The 24390-nt window shown below is 70.1% G+C and carries 20 protein-coding genes; 10 read left to right on the top strand and 10 right to left on the bottom strand.

The window, feature by feature from the left end; translation table 11 throughout:
- Positions 1-3 precede the first annotated feature (3 nt).
- The 3 genes from WBG06_RS13985 to WBG06_RS13975 are packed head-to-tail and all read left to right on the top strand — an operon-like array spanning position 4 to position 3511.
- Positions 4-1002 carry a carbohydrate ABC transporter permease gene (locus WBG06_RS13985; RefSeq protein ID WP_336737423.1) on the top strand — a complete coding sequence of 333 codons (999 nt, stop codon included), beginning with the start codon at positions 4-6 and terminating at the stop codon, positions 1000-1002.
- On the top strand, positions 986-1876 hold the full coding sequence (locus WBG06_RS13980) for a sugar ABC transporter permease (protein ID WP_336737422.1): 891 nt from the start codon (positions 986-988) through the stop codon (positions 1874-1876). The genes WBG06_RS13985 and WBG06_RS13980 overlap by 17 nt, the downstream gene beginning before the upstream one ends.
- 12 nt (positions 1877-1888) lie before the next feature.
- Complete coding sequence (locus tag WBG06_RS13975) at positions 1889-3511, top strand: glycoside hydrolase family 13 protein (protein ID WP_336737421.1); 1623 nt, start codon at positions 1889-1891, stop codon at positions 3509-3511.
- A 102-nt stretch (positions 3512-3613) separates the two neighbouring features.
- On the opposite strand, the gene WBG06_RS13970 is transcribed toward WBG06_RS13975, so the two are convergent.
- The 4 genes from WBG06_RS13970 to cobA form a co-directional block, all read right to left on the bottom strand.
- Positions 3614-4417 (bottom strand): TrmH family RNA methyltransferase, encoded by an 804-nt coding sequence (locus WBG06_RS13970; RefSeq protein WP_336737419.1) that lies wholly within the window; start codon positions 4415-4417, stop codon positions 3614-3616.
- 2 nt (positions 4418-4419) lie between these two features.
- Positions 4420-4740, bottom strand: a complete 321-nt coding sequence (locus WBG06_RS13965) for a helix-turn-helix domain-containing protein (protein ID WP_336737417.1) — start codon at positions 4738-4740, stop codon at positions 4420-4422.
- 296 nt (positions 4741-5036) lie between these two features.
- Complete coding sequence (locus WBG06_RS13960) at positions 5037-9395, bottom strand: S8 family serine peptidase (protein ID WP_336737415.1); 4359 nt, start codon at positions 9393-9395, stop codon at positions 5037-5039.
- Between the two features lie 122 nt (positions 9396-9517).
- Positions 9518-10744: a uroporphyrinogen-III C-methyltransferase gene (gene cobA, locus WBG06_RS13955; RefSeq protein WP_336737414.1), complete on the bottom strand. Its 1227-nt coding sequence runs from the start codon at positions 10742-10744 to the stop codon at positions 9518-9520.
- An 82-nt stretch (positions 10745-10826) separates the two neighbouring features.
- Between cobA and WBG06_RS13950 the strand changes: the two genes are divergently transcribed.
- Positions 10827-11354 carry a YbhB/YbcL family Raf kinase inhibitor-like protein gene (locus WBG06_RS13950; protein WP_336737412.1) on the top strand — a complete coding sequence of 176 codons (528 nt, stop codon included), beginning with the start codon at positions 10827-10829 and terminating at the stop codon, positions 11352-11354.
- A gap of 50 nt (positions 11355-11404) precedes the next feature.
- Here the strand turns inward: WBG06_RS13950 and WBG06_RS13945 are convergent, their stop codons facing one another.
- The 3 genes from WBG06_RS13945 to WBG06_RS13935 form a co-directional block, all read right to left on the bottom strand.
- Entirely contained in the window at positions 11405-12067 is a 663-nt protein-coding gene (locus WBG06_RS13945; protein WP_336737410.1) for a response regulator transcription factor, read from the bottom strand.
- A 114-nt stretch (positions 12068-12181) separates the two neighbouring features.
- On the bottom strand, positions 12182-12829 hold the full coding sequence (locus WBG06_RS13940) for an FMN reductase (RefSeq protein ID WP_336737409.1): 648 nt from the start codon (positions 12827-12829) through the stop codon (positions 12182-12184).
- Complete coding sequence (locus WBG06_RS13935) at positions 12826-14001, bottom strand: LLM class flavin-dependent oxidoreductase (RefSeq protein WP_336738064.1); 1176 nt, start codon at positions 13999-14001, stop codon at positions 12826-12828. The genes WBG06_RS13940 and WBG06_RS13935 overlap by 4 nt, the downstream gene beginning before the upstream one ends.
- A 148-nt stretch (positions 14002-14149) precedes the next feature.
- On the opposite strand from WBG06_RS13935, the gene WBG06_RS13930 reads away from it, so the two are divergent.
- Genes WBG06_RS13930 through WBG06_RS13905 form a run of 6 tightly spaced genes read left to right on the top strand, consistent with a single transcriptional unit; the run spans position 14150 to position 20068 of the window.
- A complete protein-coding gene (locus WBG06_RS13930) occupies positions 14150-14971 on the top strand; it encodes an ABC transporter permease (RefSeq protein ID WP_336737408.1) in 822 nt (273 codons plus the stop codon).
- The gene (locus WBG06_RS13925; RefSeq protein WP_336737407.1) at positions 14964-15770 is read left to right on the top strand and encodes an ABC transporter permease; all 807 of its coding nucleotides are present in this window, start codon (positions 14964-14966) and stop codon (positions 15768-15770) included. The genes WBG06_RS13930 and WBG06_RS13925 overlap by 8 nt, the downstream gene beginning before the upstream one ends.
- Before the next feature lies 1 nt (position 15771).
- Positions 15772-16719 carry an ABC transporter ATP-binding protein gene (locus WBG06_RS13920; protein ID WP_336737405.1) on the top strand — a complete coding sequence of 316 codons (948 nt, stop codon included), beginning with the start codon at positions 15772-15774 and terminating at the stop codon, positions 16717-16719.
- A 24-nt stretch (positions 16720-16743) separates the two neighbouring features.
- Positions 16744-17781, top strand: coding sequence for a hypothetical protein (locus WBG06_RS13915; protein WP_336737403.1), 1038 nt, complete (start codon positions 16744-16746; stop codon positions 17779-17781).
- 41 nt (positions 17782-17822) lie between these two features.
- On the top strand, positions 17823-19031 hold the full coding sequence (locus WBG06_RS13910; protein WP_336737401.1) for an AAA family ATPase: 1209 nt from the start codon (positions 17823-17825) through the stop codon (positions 19029-19031).
- A complete protein-coding gene (locus WBG06_RS13905) occupies positions 19028-20068 on the top strand; it encodes a tetratricopeptide repeat protein (RefSeq protein WP_336737399.1) in 1041 nt (346 codons plus the stop codon). Before WBG06_RS13910 ends, WBG06_RS13905 begins: the two co-directional genes overlap by 4 nt.
- Here the strand turns inward: WBG06_RS13905 and WBG06_RS13900 are convergent.
- The 3 genes from WBG06_RS13900 to WBG06_RS13890 form a co-directional block, all read right to left on the bottom strand.
- A complete protein-coding gene (locus WBG06_RS13900; protein WP_336737397.1) occupies positions 20037-21440 on the bottom strand; it encodes a condensation domain-containing protein in 1404 nt (467 codons plus the stop codon). The two genes, WBG06_RS13905 and WBG06_RS13900, sit on opposite strands and share 32 nt — an antisense overlap.
- On the bottom strand, positions 21421-22863 hold the full coding sequence (locus WBG06_RS13895) for a condensation domain-containing protein (RefSeq protein WP_336737395.1): 1443 nt from the start codon (positions 22861-22863) through the stop codon (positions 21421-21423). Before WBG06_RS13895 ends, WBG06_RS13900 begins: the two co-directional genes overlap by 20 nt.
- Before the next feature lie 76 nt (positions 22864-22939).
- Complete coding sequence (locus tag WBG06_RS13890) at positions 22940-24325, bottom strand: condensation domain-containing protein (RefSeq protein ID WP_336737394.1); 1386 nt, start codon at positions 24323-24325, stop codon at positions 22940-22942.
- Positions 24326-24390 lie beyond the last annotated feature (65 nt).

The raw sequence follows: 24390 nt of genomic DNA, 5'->3' as shown, positions 1-24390 counted from the left end.
CCGATGACACTGACTGCACCAGCGCCCGCCGCCGAGACCCCGCGGTCTCGGCGGCGGGCGCCCCGCCCCTTCCAGCGCGTGCGCGACACCTACCGCCGCTACTGGTACGCCTACGCCATGGTCGCGCCCGTCGTGATCGTGCTCGGCGTGCTCGTCGGCTACCCGCTGCTGCGCGGCTTCTACCTGACCCTGACCGACGCCAACAGCCTCAACTCGGCCCGCACCATCGGCGCCAACACGATCGACGCGACGTACGAGTTCATCGGCCTGGCCAACTACGCCGAGATCCTGTGGGGACCGTCTGCGTACGACCGCTTCTGGTCGCACTTCGTGTGGACCATCGTCTGGACCGTCACCTGTGTCCTCCTGCACTACGCGATCGGTCTCGGCCTGGCGATGCTGCTCAACCAGCGGCTCCGTGGGCGGGTGGCGTACCGGCTGCTGCTGATCCTGCCCTGGGCGGTGCCGACGTTCGTCACCGTCTTCGCCTGGCGGATCATGCTGGCCGACGCGGGCGTCATCAACACGATGCTGGGCACGGTCGGTCTGTTCGAACCGAGCTGGCTCGAGGACCCGACCTGGCAGCGTACGGCCGCGATCATGGTCAACACCTGGTGCGGGGTGCCGTTCATGATGCTCTCCCTGCTCGGTGGGCTGCAGTCCATCGACGAGAACCTCTACGAGGCGGCCGAGATCGACGGCGCCAACGCCTGGCAGCGGTTCCGCCACGTCACCCTGCCGGGGCTCTCCTCGGTGAGCTCGACCGTCGTCCTGCTCGGCGTGATCTGGACCTTCAACCAGTTCGCGATCATCTTCCTGCTCTTCGGCAACACGGCGCCGGACGCGCAGATCCTGGTCACCTGGGCCTACCGGCTCGGGTTCGGGCAGCAGCCGCGTGACTTCGCGATGTCTGCGGCGTACGGCGTCCTGCTGCTCGCGATCCTGATCGTCTTCACGTCCTTCTACTACCGGTGGTTGAAACGCAATGACCAGCTCGCCTAGCACTCACGCGCCCAGCAGCGCGCCCCAGAAGGCGCAGCGCCGACGCGGCGACCTCGGCCCGGCCGGCCGGGTGGGCACGCACGTCACGCTCGCGGTGGCGTCGCTGATCGCGCTGTTCCCGATCGTCTGGCTCGTCTACCTGTCCCTGGGACCGGACAAGGACGACTACCTCCACCCCGGCGGGATCCTCGCGAAGGCGACGCTGGACAACTACTCGTTCGTGCTGACCAACACGGCCTTCTTCAACTGGCTGTGGTCGACCCTGGTGGTCGCCGGCGGCACGACCCTGTTCGGCGTCATGTCGGCGGCGACGACCGGCTACGCGGTGTCCCGGATGCGGTTCCCGGGGAACCGGCCGCTGATGTGGCTGCTGCTCCTGACGCAGGCGTTCCCGATCGCGGTGCTGATCGTGCCGATGTACGAGATCTTCTCCCAGCTGCGTCTGGTCGACTCGCACTTCGGCCTGATCCTGGTCAACTGCACCACGATCGTGCCCTACTGCTCGTGGCTGCTGAAGGGATACTTCGACACCATCCCGGTCGAGCTCGACGAGGCCGGCATGATGGACGGACTCACCCCGTTCGGTACGTTCTGGCGGCTCATCCTGCCGCTGGCTCGTCCCGGCCTCGCGGTCGCCGCGTTCTACGCCTTCATCACCGCCTTCGCCGAGGTCGCCTTTGCCTCGACGTTCCTGCTCGACGACTCGAAGTACACCTTCGCGGTCGGACTGCAGAGCTTCGTCAGCGAGCACGACGCGCAGTGGAACCTGATGGCCGCCACCGCCGTCCTCATCGCCATCCCCGTGACCATCTTCTTCTACCTCGTCCAACGACACGTCGTCACCGGCCTGACCGCCGGCGGCGTCAAAGGCTGAAAGGCCCCGCGAATGAACAGCTCACTGAGCACCGAATGGTGGCGTGACGCCGTCATCTACCAGGTCTACCCGCGCAGCTTCGCCGACAGCGACGGCGACGGCACCGGTGACCTCCCCGGGATCCGGTCCCGGCTCCCCTACCTCCGCTCGCTGGGGGTCGACGCCGTCTGGCTGAGCCCGTTCTACGCCTCACCGCAGGCGGACGGTGGCTACGACGTCTCCGACTACCGGGCGGTCGACCCGCGCTACGGCACCTTGGACGACGCCCGTGCGCTGATCGCCTCGGCGCACGAGCTCGGGCTGAAGATCATCGCCGACATCGTCCCCAACCACTCCTCCGACCAGCACGAATGGTTCCAGCAGGCGCTGGCCGAGGGGCCGGGGTCGCCGATGCGCTCGCGCTACCACTTCCTTCCGGGGCGTGGGCCGAACGGCGAGGAGCCGCCCAACGACTGGGACTCGATCTTCGGCGGCCCGGCGTGGACCCGGGTGGCCGACGGCGAGTGGTACCTCCACCTCTTCGCCCCCGAGCAGCCCGACTTCAACTGGAACTCCCCCGAGGTCGCTGCCGAGTTCCTGGACATCCTGCGGTTCTGGCTGGACCTCGGCATCGACGGGTTCCGGATCGACGTGGCCCACGGCCTGGTCAAGGCCGAAGGCCTGCCGTCGATCGGTCACGCCGACCAGCTCCACCTGCTCGGCAACGACGTGATGCCGTTCTTCGACCAGGACGGGGTCCACGAGATCTACCGCACCTGGCGGCGGGCTCTGGCGGACTTCCCGGACCGCATCTTCGTCGCCGAGGCATGGACGCCGACCGTGGCGCGGTCGGCTCTCTACGTACGCCCCGACGAGCTGCACCAGGCCTTCAACTTCGAGTATCTCGACACCGCCTGGGACGCGGGCGCGCTGCGCAAGGTCATCGACAGTTCCCTGGACGCGATGCGCCCGGTCGGGGCCCCGGCGACCTGGGTGCTGTCCAACCACGACGTCACCCGGCACGCCACCCGGTTCGCCAACCCGCCGGGATCGGGCACGCAGATCCGTACGCCTGGTGATCGCGCGCTCGGGCTCCGGCGAGCTCGCGCGGCGACGCTGCTGATGCTCGCGCTTCCGGGATCGGCATACATCTACCAGGGCGAGGAGCTCGGCCTCCCCGACGTCACCGACCTGCCCGACGAGGTACGCCAGGACCCGTCCTTCCACCGCGCCAGCGGTCAGGACGGCTTCCGCGACGGTTGCCGCGTTCCGCTGCCGTGGACCCGGTCGGGCCCGTCCTACGGCTTCGGCGACGGCGGCTCCTGGCTGCCGCAGCCCTCGGAGTGGGGCGAGCTGAGCGTCGAGGCCCAGAGCGGCGTCGAGGGCTCGACCCTGGAGCTCTACCGCTCCGCCATCCGCACCCGGCGCGACATCCCCGGCCTCGGCTCCGGCAACGCGGTGACCTGGCACGACGAGGCCCCCGCCGGGGTCCTCTGGTTCGAGCGCGACGGCTTCGCCTGCACGGTCAACACCACCCGAGAGCCGGTACGCATCGCCGCCCCCGGCGACGTGCTCCTCTCCTCCTCGGACCCCGTCCCCGTCACCGACGGCTCCATCGATCTCCCCGGCGACACCACCATCTGGTGGCAGCTCTAGCCCACCGCCGAGGCGTCGCTCCCGTCGGCCGAGTTGGCACATCAGTGCCGACTCGGCCGACGTACGTGACGGCTCGGCCGACGCGGGTGACGGCTCGGCCGGTTAGCGACGCGCGGTGACGTAGCAGGCGACGGCGGTGGCGGCGGCGACGTTGAGGGAGTCGATGCCGGCGGACATCGGGATGATGGCGCGGCGGTCGGCGGCCTGCTGCCAGCGCGGGGAGAGACCGTGGCCCTCGGAGCCGAGGACGAGGGCGACCTTGTCGACGCCTTCGACGGCCTTCTCGATGTCGACGGCGTCGTCGGCCAGGGTCAGGGCGACGGTCGTGAAGCCGGCGGCGGAGAGGGACGGGAGGGCTTCGTACCAGTCCGGGAGCCTGGTCCACGGCAGCGCGAAGACCGCGCCCATGGCGACCTTGATCGATCGCCGGTAGAGCGGGTCGGCGCAGCGCGGCGCCAGCAGGACCGCGTCGAACCCGAGCGCCGCTCCCGACCGGAAGATCGCACCGACGTTGGTGTGGTCGACGATGTCCTCGAGCACGAGGACCGAGCGGGCGCCGGCCAGCACGGAGTCGACCATCGGCAGTTGCCGCCGCTTCAGCGACGCCAGCGCACCGCGGTGCACATGGAAGCCGGTGACCTCCTCGGCCGCCTTCTCGCTCATCACGTAGCAGGGCGCATCCGTGGTGGCGAGCACGTCGGCGAGCCCGTCGAGCCACTTGGGCGCCATCAGGAACGAGCGCGGTTCGAAGCCGCCGGTGACGGCGCGACGTACGACCTTCTCCCCTTCCGCCAGGAAGAGCCCTTCGGAGGACTCCAGCGACTTGCGCAGCTCGACGTCACGCAGGTCGCGGTAGTCGGCGAGCCGAAGATCGTTGGGATCGGAGATCTCGATGAGTTCAGCCATGGTCAGGCGACCTGCACCGAGTCCTTCATGTCTCCCGACACTTCCTCGGGGAAGGAGAGGACCAGGTGCCGGCCCAGCGCGGTCGCGACGCGCGCCAGCGTGTCGATCCGATTGCGCGCTCCTCCGCCTTCCTCGAGGCGGGAGATGACCGACTGCGTCGTGCCCATCCGAGCAGCCAGCTCGCGCTGGCTCAGCCCGGCCGCAGTGCGCAGGTCGTAGATCAGCTGTCCCAGGGCGAGATCCTGCTCGATACTCGCTCTCGTCTCCTCGTGTGGCAGAGGACGCTCAGCCCGGACGTCGGACCACCGAGAGTAGTTCGCCATGATTACCCTCCTAGGGATTGCGTCGGGCGCACTCGGCCGCTGCCTTGCAGGCCCTGGCTACCTCGCCGCGTTCGTTGTCTCGTTGTTGGTGGAACGCCGTCAGCAGGATGATCCGAGCATCACGACTTCGTCATGCAGCTCAACTGCCATGCTCACGATCGCATCCTCGCGATCATCGCACAAGTGCGATCATTACCGGGCAACTCACGATCTACTCATGGCAACGACTCGAACGGCGCGCCGGGTCGAGGCCCTTGGTAGGCCTCGACCCGGCGGGCACACCCTCGATGAGGGGGTCAGCCAAGCGTGGGCAGCTTCAGAAGCTTCACCCGTGACCCGTCCGCGTCATACCCGTACACCAGCACACGCGATCCGTGGATCGCGAACGGGGTCTCGCCGACGAAGGTCTTCCGGTCGACCATCTGACCCAGGTCGTACAGCTTGCCCTCCGGGGTCCACACGACCGGGGTCTGGGCTTCGGGCTGGGTCTCCACCGAGCCGAGCACCAGGCCCTCGTCGGTGATCTTGATCGCCGAACCGTTGTAGCCCAGGTCTGCCAGGCGCCGGATGCCCTCATCCTCGGTCCAGATGAACGCGTCGTGCCCGGAGACGCCGACGACATCCCCGCGGGCGTTGATCGACTGCCCGACTGCGTTCTGGCCGTCGAGGATCCCGAGATCCTCGATCTTCCCCTCCGGGGTCCAGCGCACCGCGTGCAGCACGCCGTTCAGCGCGGACGTGCCGACGACGTAACCGGCGTCGTTGATGTCGAACGCCCGCGTGCCGCCGGGGTCGTCGGACAGATGCGGGAGCCGGCGGAACCCTGCGCCGTCAGTCCACACCCAGCCCTCGGAGTACGTGTGGAAGGCGCCGTCCTCCTCCTTCTGACGCAGGAAGGACGTGCCGACGACCTGGACTCCGTGCTCCTCGGTCGCGTCGTTGAGCCCGTAGGTGTAGGTCTCGCTGTAATTGCGCCAGTCGGGCTCGCCGAGGTCGACCAGGGTTCCGTCGGCACGCCACAGCGCAGCCGCGAGGCCGCCGCCACGCAGCAGGATCTGCCCGGCGGCGTCACCTGCCTCGTTGATGCCGTACGCCGAGCCACGGTAGCCGTTCTCACCGAGATCGAGAACGCGCTGACCGTCCTCGGCGGACCACAGGATCGGGGCGGTCTGCGAGTTGATCTGGTCGTCACCGGCGACGATGCCCGAGGAGTTCATGTCGGTGCCGACGAACGGCCCGTCCGTGGCCTCGATCTGCGCCTGCGGGGACCGGACGGCGGGGATCCGAACCTCGGTCGACCCCACCTGGACACCCTGCGCGTTGGTCACCGGGACGGTGCCGACCAGCGGCCTGGTCCCGAACGGGTGCGCGGCAGCGGTCACATCGACCTCGACGGCCATGTCCTCCCCGGGAGCGAGCTCGCGTGCCTCGCCCTTGGTGACGGCAACGGTGCCGAGCGAAGGCGAGTACACCTTCTCGACGTAGTCGAACTCGGTCTGGCCGTCCGGAACCGACGTGCCGTTGACGACCACGACGTACGATCCCGGCGCCGGGTCGTGCAGGACGACCCGCTCCGTACCCGGTCCGACATTCTGCGCCCTGGCGACGATCTGCCCGGTTGCGAGATAGGCCACCAGCACGTCCAGATCGGCGTCCGGGTCGTGCGCGGTGAGCGTCATGTCGACGAGGGTGCCGTCACGGGGCACGAACACGCCGTTCTGCCCGACGCCACCGTCGGCGACCGCACCACGCAGGGTGACCGTACGTCCGAGCGCCCCGGTCTTCGGGCGCGCCGTCAGCGCACCCCAGGAGTTGGTCGCGGTGAGCGAAGCAGACTGCGGAACATGTACGTCGGCGGCGTCCAGCTCGATCGTCGCAGGTTCCATCGCCACGCCCTGAAGGGCAACCTCGGCACGGTACCCGGCGGTCAGTTCCGGTGCCACCCGCGAGGAGTCCACGACGAACTCCCAGACCCCAGGTCGGGGCAGCGGGTAGGAGCGCGAGGACGGATCACAGCCGTCCGTCACGGTGTAGCAAGTCCGCGCGGCCGTCGTGTCCACCGGCATACCCGCCGGGTCGAAGGCACGCACCCGCACGGAGCCGGAAGTCGGCTCGCTGTCAGCGTCGGTCAGGGCCAGCTGCAGGTTCTGTACGCCGTCGGGCACTGCGACGAAGAAGGACTTCGCAGCACCCCGGCCGACCGTGCCGGTCGACCGCACGGTGCGCTCAGGAGCCGCGGCGACCTCGGTCGCGACCACGGTCAGCGGCACGATGTGGTCGATGCCGGGACTGCGCGGGTCGTCGACGCGCAGCAAGGCTGAGTGCAGCCCCGCGGACTTGGGTCGCGAGGTGACCTGGATCGCAGTGCCCTCGTCCTTCGCCAGCTCCACCGTCGTCGGCACGCTGAACGTGCCGTCGTCGCCGACCAGGCTCAGCCGGTGGGCCACCCCGCGGTCGGCGCCGGTGGTGCGGGTCACCGTGACCTCGTACTGCTTCTTCGTCCCGGGGACCGCACCTTCCTCCGACGGCAGGCAGCGGTCGTACACGCCGGCGCCCGTGTTCGGGGTCTCGAGCGACGCCGAGCTCACGGTGCACACCGGTGCCGACGTCGTGTAGGTGGCGTGGTCGGGTCGTCCGGCGCCAGGGGCAGCCAACGCGTCCCACGCGGCCGGGACGTCGACGACACCGCTGCCCTGGGCGGCAACCTGGACACCATCCATCGGGTTGGCGGTGTCGACGATCGCGGAGCGGATGCCCGCGTTGTCGATTTCGGTACCCGTGGCCTTGCCGGCCGCCCGCAGCAGCGCAACGGCACCGGCAACCTGCGGCGAGGCCATCGAGGTGCCGTTGAGCATCGCGTAGCCGGCCGGGAGTTCGTATCCGGCCTCAGGCACGGCCTTGCCTCGAAGCCAGGCAGGGATGGTCGAGACGGCTGCGCCGGGAGCGCTCACGGTCGGCTTGAGCGAGCCGTCCTCCGACGGTCCGCGCGAGGAGAACGGGAACAGGTCGAGCGCCGCAGGCACGCGAGCGCCGTAGTCGGCGAACCAGGTGTCGTCGCTGACCGAGGCCGCCACCGAGATGACGGACCCACCGGTGGACGGCGGCGAGACGGTGTTCAGGCCGGGGCCCTCGTTGCCGGCCGAGGAGACGATGTCGACGTCGTACTCGCGGACCAGCTCGTCATAGAGGCGCGCGATCGCGCTGGAACCGTCGTTGAGCGGTACGAGACCGCCGAGCGACACGTTCACCACGTCGACGTCGTACTTCGTGACGAGGTCGATCATGCCCTCGGTCATGGCGACCGACGTGCAGCCGCCCTGGAAGACGCACGCGCGGGCGGAGACGATCTGCGCGCCCGGCGCGGCGCCGGTCATCTCGCCGCCGAGCAGGCCGTTGCCGGCCGCGATGCCGGCGACATGAGTGCCGTGCTCGGCCGTGACCAGGCCCAGGTTGACGAAGTCAGCGGTGCGTCCCACCCAGGGGCCACCCATCGGGGAGAGGTCGACGTCGCGGCGGTAGTCGACGGTGAACGCCTGGCTCTCGACGACGTCGGTGGCCGGGTCGTCGACACCGAGGTGCCCTACCTGACCGGCGACGTCGAAGGGCTGCATGCGCTCCTCCTCGACCATGTCACCGTCCTGGTCGACGTCGACGATCACGTCACCGGACTCCGGGGCGATGAGGACCATCCAGCTCTCGCCGGTCTTGCCGTCACGGTCCAGATCGCCGGCCGCGGCGCCACGCGCCGCGACCGTCTCGTTGTAGGTCGTGTTCTGGAACGTGCCCTGGGGGATCGTGTAGGTCACCCCGCCCGACTTGAACGTGGGCCCGGTGACGGTCCCGCTCAGGCGGCGCCAGGTGCCGTCGCCGTCGATGACCGGGTCCGTCGCGGTGAACCAGCCGGCGATCTTCGGCTTGCCGTCGGTGGTCTTCTGCAGCGCCGGGTGGCCCAGGTCGACGCCGGTGTCGAGGATGCCGATGGTCGTGCCCCGGCCGTCCCACTCGGGGTGGCCCTTCGAGAACTCGATGGCACCGATCTCGCCCGACGGCAGATACGGGTTGTCGGCCGGGGTCGAGGACGAGGGTGCCTTCGGGAGATCGTCTCCCGCCGCCCGCGACGTACCCTGCTCGACGAGCGCGCTGCGCGGCGTCGGCTCGGGCACGCGGATCTCGCGGTCGAGGTCGACGGCGACGACGGAACGGCTGCCCGCGATCGCCGGGACCTGATCCGTCGGCACCGTGGCACGGACATAGCCGAGCTCGGACTCGCTTCGGCCGACGGATCCGCCGCTGTCCCGCACCGAGTCGGCGACGTCGCCGGCGGTGCCGGGCTGGACGGCGAGCAGCACGGTGACGCGCTTCTCCTTCGCCGTACGTGCCTCGGCGAGCAGTTGCTGGTCGGCATCGCCGAGCTTCGACTCGATGGCCACCGCAGCCTTGCCGCTGGTCAGCGGCTCGAAGCCGGCCTCCTGCTGCGCATACGGCCCTTCGGCGGTGCCGACGGCGTCACGGGCCGCCTCGAGCGGCGAGACGAGCTCGCCCTGGGCCTCATCAGCCGAACTGGCTGTGGCGAGGGCAGGGACACTGAGCGCGGCGGCCAACATGGCCGCCGCTGCCCGGGCCCCGGCGCGACTCTTGCGCGCTGAATGGTGCATGGGAACTCCTCGGAACGTTTGGCAGACGTTCCCGCTTTCCCGCAAGCAGGGTCAACGCATCTGACTGGCTGACCCTCGCCATGGCAAGAAGTCGCCACCCGCGTCGAGCACCCGGGACGTCCTCAGTAGGCGTCAGGGTGGGCGACGCGGACGACCTCGCCGACCACGATGATCGCCGGCGGCTGGACCTGCTCGTCGATCAAGGTCTTCTCCAGGCTCTCCAGCGTCGCCAGGACCGTACGTTCCGTGGGCATCGTGCCGTCGCAGATCACCGCGACCGGAGTCGACCCGGAGCGGCCGCCGTCGATCAGGGCCGTCGCGATCGCCGGGGCGTTCTGGACCGCCATGAGCAGGACGAGGGTGCCGCCGAGCTGGGCCACCGCGGACCAGTTGGTCAACGAAGTCGGGTCACCCGGCGGGACGTGGCCGGAGATGACGGTGAACTCGTGCGCCACGCCACGGTGGGTCACCGGGATGCCGGCCACACCGGGGACCGTCACCGGCGAGGTCAGGCCGGGGATGACGTGCACCGGGACCCCGGCCTCACGACACGCCAGCACCTCCTCGAAGCCACGGCCGAAGATGAAGTTGTCGCCGCCCTTGAAGCGCGCGACCGCCTTCCCTGCCTTGGCCGCCTCGACGATGATCCGGTTGATCTCCTCCTGCTGCGCCGAGCGCCCACGAGGAAGCTTGGCCACGTCGACCAGCTCCACGTCGGCGGGCAGCTCGGAGAGCAGCTCGCGCGGGGCGAGCCGGTCGGCGACGACGATGTCGGCCTCCATCAGGGCCTTGCGGCCGGCAACCGAGATGAGCCCGGGGTCGCCCGGACCGCCACCGACCAGGGTCACCCCGGGCACCCGCTCCCGCTCGTGCGGCGCGATCAGGTCACCGGAGCGCAGTCCGTCGAGGATCCGGTCGCGCACGCCGGCGGAGCGTCGCGGGTCACGGTTGGCGAGCACGGCGACGGTCAGGTCGCCGTCGTGGCCGGTCGCCGGCGTCCAGGCGGTGGCCTGCGTGCCGTCGTCGGAGCGTACGCAGAAGATCCGGCGCTCCTCGGCCGCGGCCGAGACCGCCTCGTTGACGTCGGCGTGCTGGGCCGCGGCGATGACGTACCAGGCACCGTCGAGCATCTCGGCCGAGAAGCGGGCCCGGTGCCAGCTGATCTCGCCCGAGCCGAGCAGACCCTCGAGGGCGGGAGTCAGCGACGGCGAGACGACCTCGACCCGTGCCCCCGCGGCGATCAGCGCCGGCACCCGCCGCTGCGCAACCCGGCCGCCACCCACGACGACCACCCTCCGGCCCTCCAGGATGAGACCGGCGGGATAGGGAACGGCATGCTCAGAACTCATGGGTACATCCTCGCCCAAGACCGCGGCGCGGCCTGACAACGGGTCGATTCGCGGACTACCTCCGTGAGCTACGTTGGTGGGCATGGCTCTCGATCGTCCGGTGAAGCCGGATCCCTACTCGCTCATGCCCGCCCTCCCCTCCTTCACGCTGACCAGCGCGGATGTCACCGACGGCCAGCCGCTGAAGCAGGACCAGGTCTACGACGGTGGCAACACCTCCCCGCAGCTCAGCTGGAGCGGCGCGCCGGAGGGGACGAAGTCGTACGTCATCACCTGCTTCGACCCCGACGCCCCCACCCCCAGCGGGTTCTGGCACTGGGCCCTGGTCGACGTCCCCGCCGACGTGACCGAGCTCCCGGCGGGCGCCGGTGCGGCGGACGCCGACCTGCCGGGCAAAGCGTTCCACGTCGCGTCCGACTTCGGCACCAAGGACTTCGGCGGCGCCGCTCCTCCGGCCGGCGACCAGGTCCACCGCTACTACTTCGTCGTCCACGCCGTCGGCGAGGAGACGCTGGGCGTGAACGACGAGGTCACCCCGGCCGTCGTCTCCTTCAACCTCGCCTTCAAGGCGCTGGCCCGCGCCGTCCTGGTGGGCACCTACCAGCACTGAGCCCGCGGCGGTGGGAGCCCCGCGGCTCCTACCGCCGACCTCGACGTGCCTCAGGCGAGGTGGGTCAGCGGCATCGGCGTACGCCGGTGCTCGACGTCGCCGGAGAGGCCGAACGCGAGGAACATCTCGCTCAGGCACCGCTCGAACTGCCGCCTGCCGTTGAAGAACCTGCTGATGATCGCCCGGTCGGGGAACCCGGCGTGGATCAGGCCCAGCACCTCGCTCTGACGCGTGGTCAGTCTCGCGATCGCCTCGGAGTCGGCGTCCGGTGACGCCGCGACCATCCGAGAGATGACCTCGGGGTCGACGACGACCTCGCCCGACGCCACCCGGCCCAGGACGTCGAGGAAGTGCGGGACGGTGCGTACGCGCGACTTGCGCAGGTAGCCGAGACCACCGGTGCCGGTGCTGGCGAAGACCGAGGCGGCGTAGGCCGTCTCGACCGAGTCCGCCAGCACGACGATGCCCATCTCCGGCACCTTCTCGTGCAGGCGGAGCGCGGCGCTGATCCCCTCGTCGGTGCGGCGCGCGCCCAACCGGGCGTCGGTGACCACCAGCGTGGGCAACGTGTCGGTCGCAGCCTGGATCAGCGCCTCCGCATCACCGGCGTCGGCGACCACCTGATAGCCGCCACGCGCAAGCAGATCGGTGAGTCCAGCACGAAGAAGAGGCGAATCGTCGGCAACGACGACGCTGGGCTCGTAGCTGGGCACAACAGCTCCGCTCGGTTCGGGGGATCCGATCGGTACGCATTCTGTCGCACTCCAGCGCAAACCCCCGGCATCTCGCCCCCGTGTTCGTAGCGCCGGGCGAAGGAACCGCCCCGGTCAGAACTCCGGCGGCCCCTCCGAAGCTCGCTTGAGCAGCGTCTCGAAGGACGTCGGGTTGGCGAACTCGTCCTCCACCAGCGTCCGGTGCGGCACCGGTTCGGCAGGCGCGCCGCCGCCCACGGTCAGCAGCGCGGCCAGCTCGGCGGCGGCACGATCCACCCGCTTGGGGAGCTCCGGACCACCGGCGAAGTCGTCGGTGGCGGCGAAGACCCCGGTCGGGACGACCACGGCGTGCAGGTAGGCGAAGAGCGGGCGCAGCGCGTGCTCGAGCACCAGCGAGTGCCGGGCGGTGCCGGCCGTCGCGGCGATCAGGACCGGCTTCGCGTCCAGGACGCCCGGCTCGAGTACGTCGAAGAACGTCTTGAACAGGCCCGAGTAGGACGCGGAGAAGACCGGCGTGACCGCGATGACGCCGTCGGCGCGGCGTACCAGGTCGATGGCCGCCTGCAGCGCCGGCTTGGCGAAGCCGGTGAGCAGGTTGTCGGTCAGCTCGTGCGCCAGGCCACGCAGCTCCACGTGCTCGACCTCGACCTCGGCGCCCCGGGCCTGCACGGCCCGGGTCGTCGCCTCGCCGAGCATGTCGGCGAGGAGCTTGGTCGAGGACGGGTTCGAGAGCCCGGCCGAGACGACGACGATGCGCGTCACAGCTCCCCCTCGAGAACCTTGGCGACCTCGGGGTCAGTCAGGTCGCGGTCGGAGGAGCCGGTGGCGGAGTCGCCCTCGGCGTAGACGGTCGAGTCCTTCGCACCCCCGGCAGCGGCCACCAGGGAGGCGTGGGTCGGGGCGTCCGGGACACCCGGCTTGCGCAGCTTCTCGAACTCCGCGCGCAGGGTCGGCAGGATCTCGCCGTAGAGGTCGAGCTGCTCCAGCACCGTCTTCAAGGGCAGCCCGGCGTGGTCGAGCAGGAAGAGCTGGCGCTGGTAGTCACCGACGTACTCCCGGAACGAGAGCGTCCGCTCGATGACCTGCTGCGGCGAGCCGACGGTCAGCGGCGTGGCCTCGCTGAAGTCCTCCAGCGAGGGACCGTGGCCGTAGACCGGGGCATTGTCGAAGTAGGGCCGGAACTCGTTGATCGCGTCCTGGGAGTTGGGCCGCATGAAGAACTGCCCGCCCAGCCCGACGATCGCCTGGTCGGCGGTGCCGTGACCGTAGTGCTCGAAGCGCTGCCGGTAGAGCTGCACCATCTGCTTGGTGTGCGAGGCCGGCCAGAAGATGTGGTTGTGGAAGAAGCCGTCGCCATAGTACGCAGCCTGTTCGGCGATCTCGGGCGAGCGGATCGAGCCGTGCCAGACGAACGGCGCGACGCCGTCCAGCGGCCGCGGCGTCGAGGTGTAGCCCTGCAGCGGCGTACGGAACCGGCCGGACCAGTCCACGACATCCTCGCTCCACAGGCGGCGGAGCAGCGCGTAGTTCTCGATCGCCAGGTTGATGCCCTGGCGGATGTCCTTGCCGAACCAGGGGTAGACCGGGCCGGTGTTGCCGCGGCCCATCATCAGGTCGACGCGGCCGTCGGTGAGGTGCTGGATCTTGGCGTAGTCCTCCGCGATCAGCACCGGGTCGGTGGTGGTGATCAGCGTGGTCGCGGTGCTCAGGATGATGTTCTCGGTCTGGGCACCGATGTAGGCCAGCGTGGCGGTCGGGTTGGAGGCGATGAACGGCGGGTTGTGGTGCTCACCGGTCGCGAAGACGTCCAGCCCCACCTCCTCGGCGTGCTTGGCGATCTCGACGGTTGCCTTGATCCGCTCGTGCTCCGTCGGGGTCTTGCCGGTCGTCGGGTCCGTCGTCACGTCGCCGACGGTGAAGATGCCGAACTGCATACCCATGTTCCCTGCCCCTTTCGTGGCCCGAGCTGCTCTCCGACCACGGTAGTTGAAATCCGAACTACTCGGCAAACAGTTGCTGCGTCAACGTTATTCCAGGAAACCCCTTGGCGTGCGCAGGTCCTGTTGTGCCAACGTACGTCAGGTGTCCCGGGCGCTGCATCCACAGATCAGTCTGTACGCGGCGATCGCGACCCGGTCCTTCCGTCGCTACTCCACCTACACCGCGGCCACGCTCGCCGGGATCTTCACCAACTCGGTCTTCGGGATCATCCTCAGCTTCGCCTACCTGGCGCTGTGGGAGCAGAACCCGTCGGCCGGTGGCTACCAGGCCGACCAGGCGGTCACGTACGTCTGGATCGGGCAGGCGCTGCTGATGACGATCGCGCTGTGGAGCGGTGGATCGACCGACGACCTCGCCGAGCGGATCCGCAACGGCGACATCGCCGTCGACCTCTACCGTCCCGTCAGCGTCCTCGGCTGGTATCTCGCCGCCGACCTCGGCCGGGGGCTCTACCACTTCGCGACCCGCGGGGTGGCGCCGGCGATCGTCGGGGCGGTGCTCTTCGGGCTGGTGCTGCCCTCCCCCGCCGGCGCGGCGGGGTTCCTGGTCAGCGTCGTCCTGGCGGTGGTGGTCAGCTTCGCCGTCCGGTTCCTCTTCGCGGCCAGTGCCTTCTGGCTCCTGGACGCGACCGGCCCTCGGGTGCTGCTGAGCGTGCTGGCCACCTTCTTCAGCGGGCTGACGCTGCCGCTCAACCTCTTCCCCGACGGGCTGCGGCAGGTCGCGTTGGCGCTGCCGTTCGCCTCCTACATCCAGACCCCGGCCGACATCTGGCTGGGCCGCCACGCCGGGCTCGACATCGTCGCCGCGATCGGACTGCAGGTCCTGTGGGCGGTCATCCTGCTGGCTTGCTGCGCGCTCGTGCTGCGTGCGGCGACTCGCAAGGTGGTGGTCCAGGGTGGCTGAGATCGTCCACGCGGTGCGCTCCTACGGGCTCATCGCGGCGCTGTGGATCCGGGCGTCGCTGGCCTACCCGGTGTCGTTCTGGACGATGACGGTCGGCGGTGTGCTGATCACCTTCCTCGACTTCGTGGCGATCTGGCTGATGTTCGGCCACCTCGACACCTACGGCGGCTTCACGCTGCGCGAGATCGCGCTCCTCTTCGGGGTCACCTCGATCGCGTTCCGGGTCGCGGACATGCTGGTCGGCAACGTGGAGAGGATCGGGCAGAAGGTACGCAGCGGGGATCTCGACGCGATGATGACCAAGCCGGTCCCTGTGCTCGTGCAGCTGTGCGCCGACCGGTTCGAGCTGCGCCGGCTCGGCCAGATCGCCCAGGGCGTCGCCGTGTTCGTGTGGGCGGCGACGACCGTGGAGTGGACGCCGCAGCGGGTGGCGGTCCTCGTGGTGGCGCTCGTCTCGGGCGTGGTCATCTACTTCTGCGTGTTCGTGACCTTCTCGACCATCCAGTTCTGGACGACCGACGCCTCGGAGTTCGCCAACGCCTTCACCTACGGGGGCAACACGATCATGCAGTACCCGATGACGATCTTCCCGCGGGAGGTCGTCCGTTCGCTCACCTACCTGCTGCCGCTGGCCTTCGTGAACTGGTATCCGTGCCTGTTCCTGCTCGGCCGCACCGACCCGTTCGGATCCCCGGACTGGTTCCGCTTCGCCTCGCCCCTCGCCGCGCTGGTGCTGGTCGGCGTCACCACGCTGGTGTGGCGCCGGGGGCTTCGCCGTTACCGATCGACCGGGAGCTGATGTGTCGTTGATCGAGGTGCGGGACCTCTCCCGCGAGTTCACGATCCGCAAACGGGTGGGTGCGTTCCGGCGTATGTCGGTGGTGAAGCATGCCGTGCACGACCTCTCCTTCGAGATCGACGCCGGCGAGATGGTCGGCTACATCGGCCCCAACGGAGCCGGGAAGTCGACCACGATCAAGATGCTCACCGGCATCCTGGTGCCCTCCGGCGGCACGGCTCTCGTCGCCGGTCTCGAGCCCGCTCGCCAGCGCCGGGAGCTGGCCCGGCGGATCGGGGTGGTCTTCGGGCAGCGTACGTCGCTGTGGTGGGACCTGCCGCTGCGCGACTCCTTCGAGCTGCTGCGCCGGATCTACCGGATCCCCGACCAGACCTTCCGGCGCAACCTCGAGGACCACGTCGCCCTGCTCGATCTCGGGGACCTGATGGACACGCCGGTGCGTCAGCTGTCGCTCGGTCAGCGGATGCGTGGCGACATCGCCGCCGCGCTGCTCCACGACCCCGAGATCCTCTACCTCGACGAGCCCACGATCGGCCTCGACGTGATCTCCAAAGGACGGCTGCGCGAGTTCCTGCGCGCGCTCAACCACGAGCGCGGGACGACCCTGATGCTCACCACCCACGACCTGCAGGACATCGAGGCGCTGTGCGACCGGGTCATCGTGATCGACCACGGCACCGCCGTCTTCGACGGGCCCCTCCCCTCGCTGCGGGCCAACGGGGACGCCTCCCGCACCCTCGTCGTCGACCTCGTCGACGAGGCCTCCCCGATCGCCGTCGACGGCGCCCGCGTCGTGAAGGTCGAGGGCCCCCGCCAGTGGCTCTCCTTCCCCGCCGGCGCCTCTGCCGCTCCCCTGGTCGCACAGGTCGCGGCTGCGTACGACGTCGCAGACCTGTCGATCCACGAGCCCGCCATCGAGGACGTCATCCGGCAGCTCTACTCACACTGATCTCCTCAGTGGTATCAATCATCCGTGCCCACCGAAGTCGTCGCCCGGATCGAGGCACTGGTTGCGCTGCGCCGCTGGGCCCAGGCGTCCAGCCTCATCGAGGCGCGGCTCGCCGAACAGCCCAACGACGTCGCGCTCCTCGGGCTGCTCGCGCAGTGCATGCTCGGACTCGGTGACTATCGGGCTGCACTCCGGGCGGGCAACCGCATGATTCTCCACGATCCCGAGGAGGAGTTCGGCTACCGGATCTGTGCGCTCGCACTCGACAGGCTCGGGGCGCATGACGATGCCATTCGAGCCGCCGGAGAGGCGGTCAGACTCGACCCAGGCAACTGGCGCACTCACAACACCTACGCTCCGGTCGCCTGTGACCTACCCAAGTCTTTCGAGGATGCCGCTCACTACTCCTACGACGCCCTTCGGGCCGCCCACGAGACCGTCAGGCTGGCGCCCAACGAGCCCGACGCCCACTTCACGATGGGCCTGGTGAGTCAGCACCGGTACGACCGGCGCACTGCACGGAAGGCATACCGCGCCGCGCTGGCGCTCGACCCGGAGCATGCAGAAGCGCGGAACAATCTCACGACACTGACCAGCCCTCTGTTGCTCAACAGGTCGGTCGCCGGATACGCACATGCGCTGCGGATGGCGCCCGACCTCGATGTCGCCAAGGAGAACCTCGACCAGCTCGCTCAGCTGTTCTCGCTCCCCATCATGGCGATCACCCTCATGTGCTTCTTCCCGGGTTGGGTCCTCGCCATCGTCGGCGGTGGGCCGACTCTCTGGACCGTCCTCATCGGCATCTGCATGGTCGCGATGCACATCGCGTACGTCGTCTACTTCTTCCGGCGTATCCCACGCTCGATTCGGGGCTACTTCGCACGACAGCTGGTCACGCCTGAGCAGCTCTGGTACGCGTCGATGTGGGTCTGGGCACCGATCGCGACCCTGGCGACGTGCCTCCTCCCGATCGGGCAAGCCGTTCCCGGCCTCGCAGCGGCGGGCATGATGTTCCTTGGCGCATGGGTCGCCGGCCGGTTCTTCGGGCTCGCCCTGTCGTAACCGCGTGCAGTTCGACTCCCACAGGTGATATCAATCGCGTCATGTCCGACGCACTGATCGACAGCCTCCTCCGCGCGGTTGCCGGCTCGCCCCAAGACGCCACCCTCCGGCTGCACCTGGCGCAGCTGCTCATCGACGCGGGGCGAGGACCCGAGGCGATCGAGCACGCTGCAACTGTCCTCCAGCAGGACCCCGGATCAGCGCAGGCCCGCGAGCTGATGGCGCAGGCCCTCGTCGGGCAGAACGAGCCGTCGACGCCTGCCGGGTCGAGTGGTCCAGCGGAATTCGACTGGACCGCGGCGGCAGAGGACCTGGGTGACGTGGTGCCACCGATGTTTGCCACGTCCTCGGCGGCGGAGTCGGAGGTCGCCGCGTACGACGTCGAGACGTCTGGGATGACTCTCGCCGATGTGGGCGGGATGAAAGAGGTCAAGAAGCGGCTCAATGCGGCATTCCTGGCGCCGATGCGCAACGAGAAGCTCCGGACGATGTATCAGAAGTCCCTCCGCGGGGGCCTGCTCCTCTACGGGCCGCCCGGATGTGGCAAGACCTTCATCGCTCGCGCGCTGGCCGGCGAGCTGGGCGCGCAGTTCATCTCAGTCTCGATCGCCGACGTCCTGGACATGTACATCGGGAACTCGGAGAAGAACGTCCACGAGCTCTTCGAGACCGCTCGTGCCTCGACGCCGTGCGTGGTCTTTCTCGATGAGGTCGACGCCATCGGCCACAAGCGCAGCCGGCTCAGCTCCGACGGGATGCGGACGGCGGTCAACCAGCTCCTGACCGAGCTCGACGGTGTCACCACCAGCAACGAGGGCGTCTTCGTCCTGGCTGCGACCAACGCACCATGGGACGTCGATCCCGCCTTGCGCCGTCCTGGCCGCTTCGACCGTACGCTGCTGGTGCTCCCCCCGGATCTGGAGGCACGTGCAGCGATCTGGCAGCTCCACCTCAGCGAGCGCCCGGTCGCGGGCATCGATCTGAAGCGGCTGGCGAAGGCGACCGAGGGCTACACCGGGGCAGACATCGCCCACGCCTGCAACTCGGCGGCCGAGATCGCGCTGATGGAGGCGGCGGAGACAGGCGATGTGCGGATGATCTCGCAGGCCGACATCGAGGCGGCTCTCGCCGACATCCGGCCCTCCGTCGGGCCGTGGTTCGACACCGCGCGCAACATCGTGATGTTCGCCAACGAGGACGGTTCGTACGACGAGCTGGCGAGGTACATGCGGAAGAACCGTCGTCTGTGACCGACCAACCGCAGGACATCCTTCGGGCCGGCGCCCGTATCGAGTCTCTGCTCGAGCTGCGCCGCTGGAACGAGGCCCGCCCACTCGTCGAGGCGTTGCTGGCGCGGGCACCGGATGAGGCGGGACTGCACGCCCTGCGGGCTCAGTGCCTGCTCGGCCAGGGTGACCACGCCAGTGCGCTCGAGGCTGCCAACCGGGTCGTCGCCCTCGCTCCCGAGGACGAGTGGGGTCATCGCCTCTGCGCCCTGGCGCTCGGCAAGATCGGCCTGGATCAAGAGGCGGTCCGCGCGGCCAACGAGGCGGTCCGGCTGGCGCCGCACGAGTGGCGGACCCACAAGGTATTCGCCGAGGCGGCGATGGGAGTGCCCGAGCGCTCACTCGAGGCACTGCACGCGGCCCACGAAGCCGTACGCCTCGCCCCGAACGAGGCCGTGAGCCACACGACGCTCGGGATCGTGGCGCAGTCACGCAATGACTACACGACGGCGAAGGCAGCGTACGAGCGGGCGCTCGCCATCGATCCGAACCAGCCCGTCGCCCTCAACAACCTCACCGTGTTGCAGGGCACCGTCAACCTCGGGCGCGCTGTACGAGGCCTGGCGCAGTCTCTGCGCAGCGACCCGCACTCCGAGATCGCCCGCCGCAACCTCGACCGCCTCGCGGCAGCATTTCCTCTGCGGCTCTACGCAGCCGCTGTGATGGCGCTCCTCGGCGGCCTGCTGATCGTGAGCATCTCCGGCGGCCCGAACCTGGCGAGCTGGACGGTCGCGCTCCTGCTCCTCGGCGGGATCGGCGCCTACTCCGTCCTGACCGCACGCCGCATCCCCCGCTCAGTGCGCGGCTACTTCGGACGCCGGCTCGTCGGCTCCTTCGGTGCCTGGTGGAACTGGTTCGTCTGCCTAGCCGGCGTCGCCGTAGCCGTGTGCACCTGCTTGCTACAACACGGCGAGGTGATCGGCATGATCGCCCTGCGACCCATCCTGATCGGCGCAGTGGTCACTGGTGTCATGTTCGTGGTGAACCGGTCGCGCGCGTGACCCCTCTCACACCGCTCGGGGTCACGCCCACCCTGGGGAGGGTGTGGCGGAGGCGGTCCAGAAGGGAGTCGACAGACGCTGCGGCCACCCCGGTGTCGGGGTAGCGGACGCGGACGGCGAGGCCGGTGTGGGTGCGGGAGAACCAGATCTGGACGTCGTCGGCCTGGGTGGAGGCGGAGATGTGGTGGGCGTTGCGCTCGAGGTGGGAGGAACCGCCGGGGAGGTGGCGGTAGTCGACCCAGGACACCACGAAGACGTCGCTGCGGGTCTGCACCAGCGGCTCGGTGAGCGAGCCGAGGACCTGGTCGAGCGGCACCGCCCCGAGGCGTACGCCGTGACGGACCGCGTCGCCGGCCGCGGCCAGTCCCGGATCGGTGATCGAGGCGGGGACGGTGAGCGGGACGGTGGTGGTGTACCAGCCGATCGAGCGGCTCAGGCCCAACCCGTCGAGCGCCGGCGCGGGGCGGGTGGAGACCGGCGCCAGCGTGTCCAGGCGATCGCCACCGCCGAGGTCGGCGATCCCGGTGGCGAGGGCGGCCAGGACGGCGGCGTACGTCGAGGCGCCGTTGGTGCGGGCACGGGCACCGATGCGGTCCATCAGGTCGGCGTCGGCGAGCGGCGCCACGGTGGTGGCCTGGGCGGCCCGCTCGCCCGGCTCGACGCCGAGCGGCAGCGGGAAGGTCGGCAGCCGGTGGCCGCGGTCGGTGAGGAAGTCGTCCCAGCCGCGGAGCCGCGGGTCGTCGGGAGCGACCCGCGCCGGGCCGTCGGACCCCTGCGAGACCGCCTCCAGGAACGAGCCCACCGGCGGCAGCGGGGGTTCCTCGCCGCGGTCCGCGAAGGCGGCGTAGAGCTCCGCGAGCTCTTCGACCGCGACAGCGACCGAGAGGGCGTCGCCGTGCAGATGGTCCATGCCGAGGACGATCGTGGAGCGGTCCGGCCGCGAGATCGCGGCGGGCAGGAACGCGGGGTAGCCGAACGGGCTGCACCGCTCGTCGAGGGCGGTGTGCAGCGCGGCACGGGTCTCCTCGACGGTCGTCGTGCGACCGGGACGGGCGACAGACCAGGTCAGCGTGCCGGGGTGGTGCCGAGACGCCTGCGGCCCGTCCGCGCCAGCGGCCACCGCGAGCTGCAGGCTGTCGTGGCGCGCGAGGAAGGCCCGCCAGGTGCACGAGAGCGCACCCGGATCGATCGGACCGTCGACGTCGAAGGCGGCGGCCAACCAGACGGTCGGCGTACCGGCCAGCGCGCCGACGAGATGGTTGCGCTGGTTGAGCGAGAGCTCGGCAGGCACACCGTGAGCCGGGGCGGAGACGTCCCAGCTCAGCAGCGTGCCCGGCCGGGGGTCCCACAGGTCAGCGGTCGTGACCCGCATGTCCGCTTCCGATGATCTCGTCGGCATCGACGGGACGCACCGGCAGCCCGAGGTCGGCGAGGACGTCGTGGACCGCCGCGAAGAAGGTCGCCACGGCCCGTCCGCCGGGCTCGGTGTCGGGGCTCTGGGTGGCGAGCTCGAAACGGTCGCCGAAGCGGTTGACCCACAGGCTCGCGTTGGCGGTGCGCCCCTCGCCGGTGAAGTGCAGCCCCGTGTCGAACGGGACGGTGCCCGCGCCCGGGAACTTGCGTACGTCGAGGTAGGAGACCATCTGCGGCCTGGCCAGCTCGCTCGGCGCGAGCACGCCGCCGGCGACCATCGCGCCCAGCGGTGCGTGGACCGGGGTCCGGGCGAGCTCGCGGGCGGTGCCGAAGGCCTTCTCCGCCGCGACCACGGTCTCGGCGAAGGTCTCCCCCAGCGCCATCGAGACCGGAGCGAAGTTGCAGAACCAGCCGTGCGACATCGCGGTCTGTGGCGACCGGGTGCCCAGCACGGTGATCCCCAGATAGTCCGAGCTGCCGGTCAGGCGCTGCTCGGCATGGGCCATGAGTGCGAAGACGCCGCTGGTGAACCTTCCCCCAGCGGAACGGCACAGCGACTCCAGCGCGTCCACCGCCTCACCCTCGAGAGCGGTCCATCGCCGGACCCGGACCGGCGCGGTCTCTCCCGCGTCCAGCCCCAGGGAGACCGGAAACCGCGGCAGCCGTCCACCGTGACGCAAGACGATGTCGACCCACTCGCGCACCGCCGGCGCCTCCGCGTCCAGGCCGGCGGCGAGCTGCCGCTCGGCGGCGGCGTACGTCACGAAGCTGTCGGCCTCGGGCAGCGGCTCGACCTCGGCGCCGAGCGCGGCGGAATAGGCGGTTCCGAGCTCGGCCGGGACCATCAGCTGCGAGGCGCCGTCGGTGAAGGCATGGTCGCAGCCCCAGAAGTAGCTGAAACCGCCCTCGCGCACGATGGCGCCGAGGAGGAACGGCGCCCAGGAGTCGGGGCGGCACTGCTCGTCCCAGAGGCTGACGAGGAGGTCCTCCCAGCCACCGGTCCAGTCGGCCGGCGCCTCGACCTCGACGGCCTCGAACGCGATCGCCTCCGCGGGCACGAGGTGGCGGACCGGAGCGGATCCCGAGAGGTCGAACCAGGTCCGCAGCCCCTCATGGCGTCGCACGAACGACGTCAGCGCCTCGGCGTAGGCCGAGACCGAGAAGGTTCCGGAGAGCTCGCCCGCCGTGCCGGTCCAGGCACGGTGCACGCCACCGGCGGCAACCTTCGCGCGGTAGGCGTCGAGGTGGTCGGCCTGCAGGAACGACGGCGCTCCGGGAGAGACCGGTGCCGTGTCGGCCGCCGCCTGACACTCGGCCGTCGGACGCAGCACGACCACGCGGCCGGGCGCCGGGGCCAGCTCGGCGAGCGCCCCGATCCTCATGCCGCCGCCTCCGCCGAGGAGAGCGACTGACACGGACCCGGCGGCCTGAGCCCGACCTTCGTTCGCCGGCGTTCACTCATGCGGTGCCCTCCAGCTCGGCGGTCTCGGGCCGGGCGATCTCGTCGACGAGGTCGCTCATCCCGCCGATCAGGCCGCGTACGACCCGCTCCGCGGCGACCGTCTCCGGGTAGCGCGTCGACACGTTCAGGCCGTCCCGGTCGCGCACGAGCCACAGATAGACCTCGTCGTCGGCGCGGACGGGAGCCCGCAGCGTACGGGCGTCCCAGCCGTTCCAGCGCTCGGCACCGGGGATGAAGCGGGTGTCGACGAACGTGACCACGAAGTGGGGTGCGTCCGAGACGTCGAGCAGGCCCGCGACCCGCGCGAACGGCTGCGGCACCAACGGCTTGGTCTCCGCGAGCGCCGCCTGCACGCGGCCGGCGACCTCCGGCAGCGTCGTCGCGCCGGTGATGTCGAGAGTCACCGGGACCAGACCCACGTACCAACCCACCGCGGCAGCGTGCTCGGCGGTGTAGCGGGTGTGCATGGGTGCCACGAAACGCATCCGCTCCACGCCGTGCTGGGCACGCAGGACGTACGCCATCGCGCCCATCATCCCGGCCTGGAACCCGACGCCGGCCTCCTTGAACAGCTCGCCCAGGGCCCGGGCCTGACGGTGGTCGCCGAGCCACTGGGACAGGCTGGCCTGCGCCAGGGGCGACGCCGAGGAGGGTACGTCGGTGATGCCCGGGACCGGGAAGTCGGCGAACCGCAGCTGCCCGTCGGGACGGGTCAGCCAGTCGCGCCAGACGCGCACCGACTCGCTCTCGAGCGACATCGCATCGCCGGTGGCCCGTTCCGCGACGGCGTGGTCGATGTGGCTGCCCGTGGTGGCCACGGCCAGGTCCGCGAACGGCTCACCGGCCAGCGCTCGCTCGTAGAGCGAGGCGATCTCCTCGAACCAGAGCAGCTGGGAGTAGGCGTCCATGACGCCGTGGTCGGCGCCGAAGACGAGGGTGAACCCGTCGGCGTCCGCAACCGTCGCGAAGACGACATGGGGCCAGGCCGTCGGGTCGATGTGCTCGGCGAGGAGGTCGGCGATGCAGGACCGGGCGCCCGCGGCGTCGAAGCGACCGAGCGCGGTGGCCGTCACCGACACGTCGGCCGGGGCGACTGCCCGGCGCCGTCGGCCGGCGGGGGTCTCCTCGACAGTCCCGCGCAGCGCCTCGTGCCGGCCGATCCAGGCGCGGAGCGCGAGGCCGAGCGCCTCGGCATCGAGCGGCGCGTTCAAGCGCATGATCGAGCCGATCCAGGAACCCGCCTCTGCGGTGTCGAGGTGCAGCTCGTGGTTGTGGGACAGTCGGCGCTCGTCGGCGACCCAGGCGCTCGGCTCCGCGGTGGGGATCCACGCGGTCACCTCGCCCGGGGGTACGTCGTACGCGGACAGCTCGGTGTACTCCATCAGAGGTGGAGTTCCTCTCTGCGGTGGGGGGCTCGTGGTGGCAAAACGCCGGCTCAGAGACGTGA

The organism is Nocardioides sp. CCNWLW239, assembly GCF_037137035.1.
Lineage (GTDB): Bacteria > Actinomycetota > Actinomycetes > Propionibacteriales > Nocardioidaceae > Nocardioides.
The sequence above is the reverse complement of the archived record's forward strand: the minus strand, read 5'-3'. Positions and strand labels throughout refer to the sequence as shown.